Below are 12408 nucleotides of genomic sequence, written 5' to 3' on the forward strand. Positions count from 1 at the left end.
GGGTTTCGCCACCATTGCTGGCGGAGACGGAGGGATTCGAACCCTCGATCCAGGTTTTGGCCCAGATGCTCCCTTAGCAGGGGAGTGCCTTCGACCTCTCGGCCACGTCTCCCAAACTTTCTGTCGCACAGGGAGTCAGTGCGACGAAGCCAAGATAATAGCGGGCCAGGCCGAGAAGGTCAATCTCCGGAGAATATTATTTGTGCCAAAGAGGCGCCCCGCGGCGCATTCGTTCACATGAACGCCATAAAGCAACGGGGCGCTCTGGAGCACCCCGTTTTTCCCGACTTTTACGCCTGATCGAGTTCGAAGGCCTTATGCAGCGCGCGCACTGCGAGCTCCATATACTTTTCGTCGATCAATACCGAAATCTTGATTTCGGATGTGGAGATCATCTGGATATTGATGCCCTCTTCCGACAGCGTGCGGAACATCTTGCTCGCGATGCCGACGTGCGAGCGCATCCCAACGCCGACCACCGATACCTTCGACACCTTCGGGTCGCCCAGCACCTGCTCGGCCTGCACGTGCGCCTTCACGGTGCCGGTGAGGATCTCCATTGCACGCGCATAGTCGCCGCGGCCAACCGTGAAGGTGAACGCCGTCTTGCCTTCAACGCTCTGGTTCTGGATGATCATGTCGACGTCGATATTCGCGTCCGCCACCGGGCCGAGGATCTGATACGCGATGCCCGGCTTGTCGGGCACACCCATCACGGCAATACGCGCTTCGTCGCGCTGGAACGCAATGCCCGAGATGACTGCTTTTTCCATGGTCTCGTCTTCTTCAAAAGTAATCAGGGTGCCCGACTTCATTTCTTCGTCGAGCGGCATCAGCGGATCGGTCAGGCTCGACAGCACGCGTGTCTTCACCTGATATTTGCCGGCGAATTCCACCGAGCGGATCTGCAGCACCTTCGAACCCAGGCTGGCCATTTCCAGCATTTCTTCGAACGTCACGCGATCGAGCCGGCGCGCTTCTTCGACAACGCGCGGGTCCGTCGTGTACACACCGTCGACGTCTGTGTAGATCAGGCACTCGTCGGCTTCTAGCGCGGCCGCGACCGCGACGGCCGACGTGTCCGAGCCGCCGCGGCCGAGTGTCGTGATGTTGCCGTCCGGGTCGATCCCCTGGAAGCCCGTGATCACGACCACTTTGCCGGCCGCGAGGTCGCGCTTGACGCGCTCGCCGTCGATGTCGCTGATGCGCGCTTTCGTGAACGCGCTATCCGTTTTGACCGGCACCTGCCAGCCTGCGTAGCTGACGGCTTCGACGCCGGCTTCGTGCAGCGCGATGGCGAGCAGACCCGAGCTGACCTGCTCGCCGGTGGCGGCGATCATGTCGAGTTCACGCGGGCTCGGTTGAGTCGTGATTTCTTTCGCGAGGCCAAGCAGGCGGTTGGTTTCGCCGGACATTGCCGACGGCACGACGACCATCTGATGGCCAGCCTTGTGCCATTTCGCGACGCGCCTGGCGACGTTCTTGATGCGCTCGACCGAGCCCATCGAGGTGCCGCCGTATTTATGTACGATGAGTGCCATTGTCGTTCTGAACTGGAAGAGAAACCGCGCTGGCGCGCTGGAGACGACCGCACAGAAAGCACAGGGGCGCAACGTCTCGTGAACGGCGGCAAAGTGTGTGGCGGCGTAGATGCAGCACGCGTGAAACACGCGCGGATTTGCCCGGGATGAAATCGCAAATGGCTGATCGGATTTGAACGGCAGCGACGGATCGCGCTCGCCAGCCGGCACTAACGACCGATAGCGACAAAAGCGACGGCGAAATCGGGTCGGGCAAACAGCTAAAGTACCTGATTGGGCGCCAAAAGACAAGACGCAACGAGGGGTCCAGATGCTTCAAATCAGGCTTGCAATGGCCTGTTTTATCGTTGATTTGCACCCTATTTCACGCCTTCGACATTTGCCCGCGCGGCTTGCGCGACCGTCCGATCGGCGTTCAGGCGATCAGCAGATCCTCGCGCCAGGCGATTTTCACGCACGCCTCGCGCTCTCGAGACGCGTCGCGCACTGCCGCGCGATTCACGCCGATGCGCGGCACGAACAGCAGTTCATCGCCGACGTAGAGCAATGGCACGTCGCGCTTCCATGCGGGAATGCCGCGCTCCTGAAACAGGTTTTTCAGCGTGCGGCCCGGCGTATTCGGCGCGCCGATGCGCATGCGTTCGCCGCCGCGGCGCGCTCGCACGCTTAGCGATGCGCGTTGCAGGACGCTGAGGGGAACCGTGTCGAATGCTTCGTGAGCTGGCGCGCCCGGCGAAGCGTCCCCAACGTTGGAAGCAGAGGCTGCATCCACCACCGCGAACACGAACGTGCCGCGCCATTGCGGCACATGCCAGACTTCTTGCCCCTGCCACTCGAGTTCACTGATCTCGCGCTCGACGAGCGCGGTTTCGTCGGCTGGCTCGCTGCTGTCGCCGGCTTCCCAGTAGATGAGTCCGCGATAGCTGCGCAACGCATGCCCCGCATGATCGATGCGCAGACGATGCCCGTCCTGCCCCGCACCGACTTCGCGCAACTGCCGCAGCGCATCCGCGACACGCGCGCTCGATGCCGCGACGAGGCCGAGCGAGCGCATCCAATAGCGCAGCAGATTCAGCGCGCGATCGTCGTCGAACGCGAGCAGGACCTCGTGCGCGAGCGCGCGTCCTTCATCGCGCGACGCGCTCTGCATGTCGGCGTGCGCAAGCGTATCGAGCAACCGCTGCGCCGACGCTGCATGAGCGGCCGTGCGCGCGAGCGCATCGCGAAAACCGGGGAAGTGCACCGCGAGCGCCGGCATCACCTGATGACGCAATGCATTGCGCGCATAACGCGTGTCCGCGTTCGATTCGTCGTCGATCCAGCGCAGCTTGCGCACGCTTGCGTAATGTTCAAGCTGCGCGCGCAGCAGATGCAGCAGCGGCCGCACGCGGGTCGCAGACGCACCCGCGGGCAACAAGCCTGGCGCCATCGCCGCGAGACCCGCGAGCCCCGCGCCGCGCAGCAGCTGCAGCAGCACGGTCTCGGCCTGATCGTCCGCATGGTGCGCGAGCCACAGCGTGTGAATGCCGTGCGTTGCGCACATCGCGTCGAGCGCGCGATAACGCGCGTCGCGCGCCGCGGCCTCGATGCTCACGCCCGGCGCGCGCGAAACGTCCACACGTCGCGCGTCGAAGTCGACGCCGCGTTCGCGCGCGAATGCCTCGCAATGCGCGAGCCACGCATCGGCATGCGGACTCAAACCATGATGCACGTGCAACGCGATACAACGCGAGGCACCCGCGACGCGCACCGCCGCATCGAGCAGCACGCTCGAATCGACGCCACCGCTGAATGCGACCGCCATGCGTGTGTTCGGATCGAGCGCGGACAGCGCCGCGCCGAGCGCCTCGATCACGAGGCGCTCGGCGGATGAGTCGGCGGTGGTGGTCACGTCGTTAGCGCAGCAGGCGCCGGTGAGCGAAAGAGACAGGCCAACGCGCGGGGCTTATGCGCCCGGCGTCGTTTCCTTGAATTTGCCGTACGCCATCAGCCGTTCGAAACGGCGTTGGCGCAGGTCGTTGGTGCTCATACCCTGGAACTGGCGCAGCGAATCGGCGAGCGCGCGGCGCAGCATCGCGGCCATGCCCTTCGGATCGCGATGCGCGCCACCGAGCGGCTCGTTGACGATCTTGTCGATCAGACCGAGCGCCTTCAGACGATGTGCAGTGAGGCCGAGCGCTTCAGCCGCTTCCGGCGCCTTCGCGGCGCTCTTCCACAGGATCGACGCGCAGCCTTCCGGCGAGATCACCGAGTAGGTCGAGAACTGCAACATCAGCACGCTGTCGCCCACCGCGATAGCGAGTGCGCCGCCCGAGCCGCCCTCGCCGATGATCGTCGCGATCAGCGGCGTCTTCAGCTCGGCCATCACATACAGATTGCGGCCGATCGCTTCGGACTGGCCGCGCTCTTCCGCGCCGATGCCGGGGTATGCGCCCGGCGTGTCGATGAACGTGAAGATCGGCAGCCCGAACTTCTCGGCGAGGCGCATCAGACGTTCCGCCTTGCGATAGCCTTCCGGACGTGGCATGCCGAAGTTGCGCAGTGCGCGCTCCTTGGTGTCACGGCCTTTCTGATGACCGATCACCATGCACGCCTGGCCGTTGAACCGCGCGAGACCGCCGACGATCGACAGATCGTCCGCGAAGTTACGGTCGCCATGCAGTTCATGGAAGTCGGTAAACAGCTCACTCACGTAGTCGAACGTGTACGGACGCTGCGGATGACGGGCGATTTGCGAAACCTGCCACGGTGTGAGGTTCGCATACAGATCTTTGGTGAGCTGCTGGCTCTTCTTGGACAGCCGCTCGATCTCTTCCGAAATATCGACGGCCGAGTCGTCCTGCACGAAGCGCAATTCTTCGATCTTCGCTTCGAGTTCAGCGATCGGCTGTTCGAAATCCAGAAACGTGGTCTTCATTGGTTGTAATCCTTGGACTTACCGGGCAGCGCGTATTCTAACCGCGCGCGCCGATGTCAAAACCATTTCTCAACTATCGAGATCATATACGCGATAGTCTGTGAGACGGTTTGGTTTCCTGTTCTTCTTCAATAGTCGACCGGCAACGGATCGAGACTACGCCACATGTACCAGGTCGCGACGGTGCGCCACGGCTCCCAGTTCGCGGCAACCTCGCGCGCTTCGCTGCGCGTGACGGGTTCACCGCTGAAATAGTTGACGCTGATCGCCCGGATCAGGCCGAGGTCGTCGAGCGGCAGTACGTCGGGGCGCGACAGGTTGAAGATCAGGAACATCTCCGCGGTCCAGCGGCCGATGCCGCGAATCTGCGTGAGTTCGGCGATCACTGCCTCGTCGTCCATCGACGTCCACTTGCCGACGTGCAACGCGCCCGACACGAAATGCTGCGCGAGATCGAGTACGTACTCGGCCTTGCGTTTGGACAAACCGCACGCGTTGAGCTTCTCGAGCCCGAGCTTGATGAACTGTTGCGGCACGAGTTTCGGACACGCTGCTTCGACCTTCGACCACACCGCCTGCGCCGACGCGACCGAAATCTGCTGGCCGACCACCGAGCGCGCGAGCGTGACGAACGGATCGCCACGACTGAGCAGATGCACGGGGCCGAACTTTGGAATCAGCTTCTTCAGAATGCGATCGCGCTTGACGAGATCCGCGCACGCCTTGTCCCAATACGCGGGACGCGTGACCTCAGGCGCGAGACCGCCGATCTGCACCGGCACGGCGACTTCGTTCGCAAGCGATGCGACACCGGCCGCTTCCCCGCCCGCGCTGACCGCACTCGCCGACGCGGCCGACACGCGCGTCTTGCGCACGACTTCGCCCGCGTTCATGTCGCGTGCGAGCTCCTGCACGTCGCCGCCGAGCTCGGCCGGCAATGCGCCGTTGGGCTTTGCGCGCGACGCCGTTTTCGCGCGCTTCGCAGCCGGCGCATGCGCGGCTTCGGTGAGCGCGCCGCCCGCGCCATTGAGCGAACGTTTGGCGGTGCTCTTCTTAGCCGCGGCAGAGCCAGCTTTCGCCGCCGCCCCGGCCGCTTTCGACGACGCTTTGTCTACCGCGTTGCCGCCCGCGCGAGTCGACGTACGCGTCGACTTAGCCGCGGCAGCCGACGCCGCGGCTGCCGCCCTGGTTTGAGACGCCGCGCGTTTAGCCGGCGTCTTCGTGGCCGTTGCCATCCTGCCTCCTGCCTGGCGAGTCGTTCAGAGGGAAGTACGAGGTGCGCTCACACGCGCCGCCACTCGGTCAACCCGCCGGGTTTGTCTTCAAGGGCAACGCCGGCATCGAGCAATTCAGCCCGGATCCGGTCTGCTGCCGCATAGTCCTTTGCCTGCTTGGCGGCGATGCGCGCGGCGATCTTCGCTTCGATCGCGGCGGGCTCGAGCGCGCCTTCGGCTGCAGCACCCGCTGCCTGCTGCAGGTAGGCACGCGGTTCGCGTCCGAGCAGCCCGAGCACCGCGCCAAGCGCGTGCAATTGACGGGCCAGCGCGGGGTCGCGCGTGCGGTTCAACTCAGTGGCCAGTTCGAACAGCACCGACACGGCCACCGGCGTGTTGAAGTCGTCGTTCATCGCCGCCCGGAAGCGCTGCGCATGCGCTTCGTTCCAGTCAAGCTCGGCGCTATCGGGTGTCACGTCTTTCAACGCCGTGTACAAACGCGCGAGTGCATTGCGCGCGTCGTCGATATGCACGTCGCTATAGTTCAGCGGCGAGCGGTAATGCGCGCGCGCGATGAAGAAACGCACCACCTCTGCATCGTACTGCGCGAGCACTTCGCGAATCGTAAAAAAATTGTTCAACGACTTCGACATCTTCTCATTGTCGATCTGTACGTAGCCGTTGTGCATCCAGTAATTGACGAATGTTTGTCCGGTCGCGGCCTCGCTTTGCGCGATCTCGTTTTCGTGGTGCGGAAACTGCAAGTCCTGCCCGCCACCGTGAATGTCGAACTGTTCACCGAGCAGCGTGCAGCCCATCGCCGAGCACTCGATGTGCCAGCCGGGACGACCGCGGCCGTACTTCGAATCCCAGCCGGTGTCGACCGGTTCCTCGGGCTTCGCCTGCTTCCATAGCACGAAGTCGAGCGGATCCTGTTTCGCGTCGTTGGCCGCGACCCGTTCGCCCGCGCGCAGGTCTTCGAGCGACTTGCCCGACAGCTTTCCGTAGCCTTCGAATTTGCGTACCGCGTAGTTGACGTCGCCGTCGCTTGCCTGGTACGCGTAGCCGTTTTTCTCGAGCGTTTCGATCATGCCGAGCATCTGCGCAATGAAGTCGGTCGCGCGCGGCTCGATGTCCGGGCGCTCGATGCCGAGCGCGTCCGCGTCTTCGTGCAGCGCGGTGATGAAGCGATCAGTCAGCGATTTGATGGTTTCGCCGTTCTCGACTGCGCGCTTGATGATCTTGTCGTCGATATCGGTGATGTTGCGCACGTAGGTCACGTCGTAGCCGAGTGTGCGCAACCAGCGCTGCACGATGTCGAACACGACCATCACGCGCGCATGACCGACGTGACAATAGTCGTACACGGTCATCCCGCAGACGTACATCTTCACGACCCCGGCACGAAGCGGCACGAAAGTCTGTTTGTCACGCGCGAGCGTGTTGTAGATGCGCAGAGATTCCATAGAGAACGGTGCGTGGGCCGAAAGAAGTCCGCATTGTGCTTCATGCGCGCCGCGACCCGCGAAACGAAGACGACAGCGGGTGCATCGCATACAGCCGAAACCGGCGCACCTCGTGCAGCGATCAGGCTGCCGACGACGCTGCGAACCGGGCGGAGACGGCCACGAGTGGCGAAAAGACAGTCGGCGGTTCGACGGAACGCGCAGACCTTTTGTTAGAATGGCTCGGAGTATAACATCCAGACCTGAGCCTATGAAACACTCCAGCGGCCGCGCGCATAGCGCTGCGACCCTCGCCACCACGGCGTTTGGCAACGTTGTCGGCGGCGCTGTTGGCCGCGTTACTTTCGAAGCGGCGCGCGCCTTCGCGTGGCGCGTCACGGTCGTTGCCGCGCTTGCCGCCGTGCCGGTCGCGAGCGCTTATGCGCAGAAGGCCGCGGTGATGCCGCAAGGCCCCGCCGTGCGTGACGACACGCCGGAAATCGACGCGTCGATCGCGCAGCAAAACTGGCAAGCCGCACTGTCCCAACTCGATGCCCGAGTCGCCGCGAATCCGCACGACGCACAGGCGAAGTTCAAACGCGCGAACGTGCTCGTGCATCTGAATCGCGACGACGAAGCGATCACCGCGTTCACCGAACTCACCCAGCTGTATCCCGAGTTGCCCGAGCCGTACAACAACCTCGCCACGCTCTTCGCGCGGCAAGGCCGCCTGACCGAAGCGCGCGGCGCGCTCGAGATGGCCACCAAGGTCAATCCGAACTACGGCCTCGCGTTCGAGAATCTCGGCGACTTGTATCTGCGCCTCGCCGATGCCGCGTACCGTCGCGCGGAGAGCCTCGGCAAGGCGAGCGCGCGGACCTCGCAGCGTCTCGCGGAGATCCAGAAGGTCGTCTCACCGGCGCCCGCTGCCGCGGCCTCGCAGCCCGCCGCCGCGCCGACGAACGAGCCCGCCGCGCACCCCACGTCGAATATCACGGACAGCCCGAGCTTCCAGTTCGGCGGCCCGAATGGCTCGCTCGCCATGCCGCCGTACATGGCGCCGTCGCGCTGAGCGGCGGGCTCGTCGCCTGCCGCAGGTTTTCTCCAACCCCGAGGATTTTCATGAAATGGTTGATGTTGGCGCTCGGCAGCGCCGCCCTCATCGCAAACGCGCCCGCTTTTGCTCAGTCTGGTTCGCAGGCCGGGTCACAGCCCGTTCATCCGTCCGTGCTGTTCAAGACGTCGGAGGGCGACATCCGCGTCGAACTCTATCCCGAGAAAGCGCCAAAGACGGTCGCCAATTTCCTCGACTACGTGAAGGCCGGCCAATATAGCGGCACGATCTTTCATCGCGTGATTCCGGGCTTCATGATCCAGGGCGGCGGCTATACACAAAGCTTCGCCGAGAAGCCGACGCGCGCGCCGATTGCGCTCGAGAGCCGCAACGGTCTGAAGAACACCGCGGGCACGATCGCGATGGCACGCACGAGCGACCCGAATTCGGCCACCGCGCAGTTCTTCATCAACACGGTGGACAATGCCAATCTCGACTACCCGAATCCCGACGGCAACGGCTACGCGGTGTTCGGCAAGGTCACGAACGGCATGGACGTCGTGAAGCGCATCGAAGCCACGCCCACCACCACGCGCGGCCCGATGAGCGATGTGCCGCAGAAGCCGATCGTGATCCAGTCGGCGACGGTGGTGAGCAAATAACAACGAACGAGCAAGCCAACCGCGCGGCCGAAGCGCGGAGCGCGACCCACGCCCCGGCGCGGCCTGTCCTCGGCATGACGACGCGCCGCGCCTTTTATCCACCTGTTCATCAAAGGATTCCATCATGGTTGAACTGCATACGAACCACGGCGTCATCAAACTCGAACTGAACGCTGAAAAGGCGCCGAAGTCGGTCGAGAACTTCCTGAACTACGTGAAGGCCGGCCACTACGACAACACGGTGTTTCATCGCGTGATCGACGGCTTCATGATCCAGGGCGGCGGCTTCGAACCTGGCATGAAGCAAAAGCCGACGGCCGAGCCGATTACCAACGAGGCGAACAACGGTCTCAAGAACGAGAACGGCTCGATCTCGATGGCGCGTACCAACGACCCGCATTCGGCGACCGCGCAATTCTTCATCAACGTGAACGACAACGACTTCCTGAACCACTCGTCGCCGACGCCGCAAGGCTGGGGCTACGCGGTGTTCGGCAAGGTGGTCGAAGGCATGGACGTGGTCGAAAAGATCAAGAAGGTCAAGACCGGCTCGAAGGGCTTCCATCAGGACGTGCCCGTCGATGACGTCGTGATCGAAAAGGCTGTCGTCGTCGGCTAGGCTATGAGTGAGTCGCGCCTCGTGTGGCGTCGACTCCTTTGAACTGAAATCAGGCACCTTCAATGCTGCAAGAGACGCCGCTGCGAAGCGTCGCCGCGGGCGTGCCTGGCGAGGGCCAACGCCCGCACGCCGCGCGCCCTTTTTTCTTCCTCTCCGATCTGCATCTGAGCGAGGCGATCCCGCGCACAGTCGCCGCGTTCGAGCATTTCATCCGGGTGAGCGCGCAAGCGGCCGATTCGGTGTTCATCCTCGGCGACCTGTTCGAGTACTGGGTCGGCGACGACATGCTGAGCGAGCCGTTCGTCGCCGATGTTGCGGCGCTGCTGCACACGCTGTCCGAGCGTGGCATCGCGCTGTACATCATGCACGGCAATCGCGACTTTCTACTGGGCAAGCGTTTCATGAAAGCGGCCGGCGCGATCTGGCTGCCCGATCCGTTCGTGATCACCGCGTTCGGTACGCGCATTGCGCTCGCCCATGGCGATGGCCTGTGCACCGCAGATCGCGGCTATCAGCTCTTCAGGCATTTCGCGCGCAATCGACTCGCGCAAGCACTGTTTCTCGCGTGGCCGTTCCGCTGGCGCCGCAAGCTCGCCGAGAATATGCGCTCGAACAGCGAGCATGGCCGCACACGGCCGATGTCGATCAGGTATGACGTGACGCCGAAAGCCGTCGCCGCGCTGTTCAGGAAATCGAAGACGGCGACGATCGTTCATGGGCATACGCATCTGCCCGCGCGGCATCGCGAGCCGGGCGGCACGCGCTGGGTTCTGCCGGACTGGGATCTCGATCACGGCGAGCACCGGGGCGGATATCTGAAGATCGATGCCGACGGGATTCGAGCGTTGCCGCTGGATTGACCTTGCTGGATACCACGCGCGCAGGGCGCTGCCGGTGCGCCGAGATCTAGCGCTCCGCCGCCACCCCATCGACCTTCCCCGCGATCGCCGCCGACAGCCGCCGCAAATCGAGCAACGCCGCATCCGCGCCTTGCAGCCCTTCCAGGCTCGTGCCGAGCCGCTCTAGGGCATCGACGATTTCATCGATACGCCGCGCCTGGGTAGCCGCATGATCGATCAGGCCGTGAATCGCGAGCGACACCGGATCGTCCGCATTGGGCGTGATGCCGTATGCGCAGAACGCGCTGATTGCGCTGCCACGCTTTGCGTCGCGCGTCGCGTGGTTCGACTCCGCGTTCGCCCCGCTCGCGGCCGCGGCGACCGCTGCCGCTGGCACGATGATTCGCGCCGGATTGCCGACCGCCGTGCCGCGCGCGGGCACCGGCTTGGTCACGACCGCATTCGATCCGATCTTCGCGTCCGCGCCGACCGTGAAGCCGCCGAGCACCTTCGCGCCCGCACCGACGATCACACCGCGCTCGAGTGTCGGATGCCGCTTCGCGCCGCGCGTCAGCGACGTGCCACCGAGCGTCACACCCTGATAGATCGTGCAGTCGTCGCCGATCTGCGCGGTCTCGCCGATCACGACGCCCATGCCGTGATCGATGAACACACGCCGCCCTACCGTCGCGCCCGGATGGATCTCGATGCCCGTCATGAAGCGCGCCATCTGCGACACGAAACGCGCGAGCCAGCGGCGCTTCGCGCGCCAGCACGTGTGCGCGATCCGGTGCAGCACGAGCGCGTGCAGCCCCGGATAACACGTGAGCACTTCCCATGCGCTGCGGGCGGCGGGATCGCGCTCGCGGATCGTGGCGATATCTTCGCGAAGTCTCGTGAACATGGCAGGGACTGTGTTGTTGGGGGGAAACCGTCTGCGTGAGCGGGACCGCGCTTTGCGCTTGCGCGAGCCTCTGCATTTCGCGCCACGCCCGACGGCATTGCTGCCGCTTAGCACGGCGGCAGCTTTGCTTCTAACGTTTGGTGGATTGTAGGTCGATTGCGCGAAACCTGCCGGAAGCCCCCGACCTCGGCAAGGTTGTCGTCAGCTGAAGGCGGCGCATCAGGTGCGCCGTGCCGAACGGACCGACGGACCGTCAACCGGTGCGCTTGTTCTTGAGCAGGATGTGCCTGGCGATGCCGCGCACGATGTTGACCTCCTCGGGCTCGAGGCCCGAGCGCGCGAACAGCCGGCGCAGCCGTGACATCAGCCTTTTCGGATTGGCCGGATCGAGAAACTCGAGCGCGACCAGTGCGCTCTCCAGATGCGCGAACATGCTCTCGATCTCGTCGCTGGCCGCCATCCGCGTGCGCGTGCCGGCGGATTCGGCCCGCGCTGCGACGGCTGCCGCGGCGGGCGCGCCGTCGGTCGTCTCTTCGGAGCCGAGATACGCGGTGCGAAGTTCATAGGCGAGCACCTGCACCGCCTGCGCGAGGTTGAGCGAGCTGTAGGCCGGATTGGCCGGAATATGCGCGATCGCGCTGCATCGCTCGACGTCCTCGTTCGACAAGCCCGCGCGCTCGTTGCCGAACACCAGCGCGATCTCGCCGCGCATCGCCTCCGTGTGCGCGGCGGCGGCTGCCGCACGCGGCGTCCATTGCGGCGGACCGTATTCGCGTAGTCGCGCGGTCAGCGCGATCGACCAGTGCACGCCAGCCAGTGCCTCGGCGAGTGACGCTACCACGTGCACGGAGGCGAGCACGTCGTCGGCGCCGCTCGCCATCGCAATGGCTTCAGGATCGTTCTGCACGCTCGGCACGCGCGGCGACACGAGCACGAGCCGCGAAAAGCCCATGGTTTTCAGCGCGCGCGCCGCGGCGCCGACATTGCCGGGATGGCTGGGCTCGACCAGCACGAAACGCGTCGACGTGAAGCCGCCACGCAAGTCGGCCACGGCGGGGTCGGAGGAATGGCGGATGTGGTCCACGATGAAACTCGGCTGGCTAGTGATTCAAGACGCGTATGGTAGCGCCAACGGGCGCCGGCGCCGAATCGGACGTATGCGTGCGCCCCTGCGCGAGGGCGCTCGGACTCAGGTAAAATACCGCTTCTCGCG

Annotated in this window: 11 protein-coding genes and 1 tRNA gene; 4 read left to right on the forward strand and 8 right to left on the reverse strand. The window is 64.3% G+C overall.

Annotated features, from left to right (window positions below):
• Window positions 1-18: 18 nt before the first annotated feature.
• The 6 genes from BJG93_RS09515 to cysS form a co-directional block, all read right to left on the reverse strand.
• A tRNA-Ser gene (locus tag BJG93_RS09515) sits at window positions 19-112 on the reverse strand.
• Between the two features lie 178 nt (window positions 113-290).
• Entirely contained in the window at window positions 291-1541 is a 1251-nt protein-coding gene (locus BJG93_RS09520; RefSeq protein WP_027198046.1) for an aspartate kinase, read from the reverse strand.
• Window positions 1542-1956: 415 nt separating this feature from the next.
• The gene (tilS, locus tag BJG93_RS09525; RefSeq protein WP_027198047.1) at window positions 1957-3432 is read right to left on the reverse strand and encodes a tRNA lysidine(34) synthetase TilS; all 1476 of its coding nucleotides are present in this window, start codon (window positions 3430-3432) and stop codon (window positions 1957-1959) included.
• Between the two features lie 54 nt (window positions 3433-3486).
• Window positions 3487-4458: an acetyl-CoA carboxylase carboxyltransferase subunit alpha gene (locus BJG93_RS09530; RefSeq protein ID WP_027198048.1), complete on the reverse strand. Its 972-nt coding sequence runs from the start codon at window positions 4456-4458 to the stop codon at window positions 3487-3489.
• A gap of 128 nt (window positions 4459-4586) precedes the next feature.
• Complete coding sequence (locus BJG93_RS09535) at window positions 4587-5693, reverse strand: DNA-3-methyladenine glycosylase family protein (protein WP_027198049.1); 1107 nt, start codon at window positions 5691-5693, stop codon at window positions 4587-4589.
• A gap of 47 nt (window positions 5694-5740) precedes the next feature.
• Window positions 5741-7138, reverse strand: a complete 1398-nt coding sequence (gene cysS / locus BJG93_RS09540) for a cysteine--tRNA ligase (RefSeq protein ID WP_027198050.1) — start codon at window positions 7136-7138, stop codon at window positions 5741-5743.
• A 250-nt stretch (window positions 7139-7388) separates the two neighbouring features.
• On the opposite strand from cysS, the gene BJG93_RS09545 reads away from it, so the two are divergent.
• The 4 genes from BJG93_RS09545 (at window position 7389) to BJG93_RS09560 (ending at window position 10312) form a co-directional block, all read left to right on the forward strand.
• Window positions 7389-8189, forward strand: a complete 801-nt coding sequence (locus BJG93_RS09545) for a tetratricopeptide repeat protein (RefSeq protein ID WP_027198051.1) — start codon at window positions 7389-7391, stop codon at window positions 8187-8189.
• A 50-nt stretch (window positions 8190-8239) separates the two neighbouring features.
• On the forward strand, window positions 8240-8833 hold the full coding sequence (locus tag BJG93_RS09550; RefSeq protein ID WP_027198052.1) for a peptidylprolyl isomerase: 594 nt from the start codon (window positions 8240-8242) through the stop codon (window positions 8831-8833).
• Between the two features lie 124 nt (window positions 8834-8957).
• Complete coding sequence (locus BJG93_RS09555) at window positions 8958-9452, forward strand: peptidylprolyl isomerase (RefSeq protein ID WP_027198053.1); 495 nt, start codon at window positions 8958-8960, stop codon at window positions 9450-9452.
• Window positions 9453-9514: 62 nt separating this feature from the next.
• Window positions 9515-10312 (forward strand): UDP-2,3-diacylglucosamine diphosphatase, encoded by a 798-nt coding sequence (locus BJG93_RS09560; protein ID WP_027198054.1) that lies wholly within the window; start codon window positions 9515-9517, stop codon window positions 10310-10312.
• Between the two features lie 46 nt (window positions 10313-10358).
• On the opposite strand, the gene cysE is transcribed toward BJG93_RS09560, so the two are convergent.
• Entirely contained in the window at window positions 10359-11195 is an 837-nt protein-coding gene (cysE, locus tag BJG93_RS09565) for a serine O-acetyltransferase (protein WP_027198055.1), read from the reverse strand.
• 253 nt (window positions 11196-11448) lie between these two features.
• Window positions 11449-12279: an RNA methyltransferase gene (locus BJG93_RS09570; RefSeq protein WP_027198056.1), complete on the reverse strand. Its 831-nt coding sequence runs from the start codon at window positions 12277-12279 to the stop codon at window positions 11449-11451.
• Window positions 12280-12408: the final 129 nt, after the last annotated feature.

It is taken from the genome of Paraburkholderia sprentiae WSM5005, assembly GCF_001865575.2.
GTDB lineage: Bacteria > Pseudomonadota > Gammaproteobacteria > Burkholderiales > Burkholderiaceae > Paraburkholderia > Paraburkholderia sprentiae.

What these genes read in the sequence shown, in the direction of transcription:
- BJG93_RS09530 (WP_027198048.1), bottom strand. Translation starts at nt 4,458, where the DNA reads ATGAAGACCACGTTTCTGGATTTCGAACAGCCGATCGCTGAACTCGAA.
- cysS (WP_027198050.1), bottom strand. Translation starts at nt 7,138, where the DNA reads ATGGAATCTCTGCGCATCTACAACACGCTCGCGCGTGACAAACAGACT.
- BJG93_RS09550 (WP_027198052.1), top strand. Translation starts at nt 8,240, where the DNA reads ATGAAATGGTTGATGTTGGCGCTCGGCAGCGCCGCCCTCATCGCAAAC.
- BJG93_RS09560 (WP_027198054.1), top strand. Translation starts at nt 9,515, where the DNA reads ATGCTGCAAGAGACGCCGCTGCGAAGCGTCGCCGCGGGCGTGCCTGGC.
- BJG93_RS09535 (WP_027198049.1), bottom strand. Translation starts at nt 5,693, where the DNA reads ATGGCAACGGCCACGAAGACGCCGGCTAAACGCGCGGCGTCTCAAACC.
- cysE (WP_027198055.1), bottom strand. Translation starts at nt 11,195, where the DNA reads ATGTTCACGAGACTTCGCGAAGATATCGCCACGATCCGCGAGCGCGAT.
- BJG93_RS09555 (WP_027198053.1), top strand. Translation starts at nt 8,958, where the DNA reads ATGGTTGAACTGCATACGAACCACGGCGTCATCAAACTCGAACTGAAC.
- BJG93_RS09545 (WP_027198051.1), top strand. Translation starts at nt 7,389, where the DNA reads ATGAAACACTCCAGCGGCCGCGCGCATAGCGCTGCGACCCTCGCCACC.
- BJG93_RS09520 (WP_027198046.1), bottom strand. Translation starts at nt 1,541, where the DNA reads ATGGCACTCATCGTACATAAATACGGCGGCACCTCGATGGGCTCGGTC.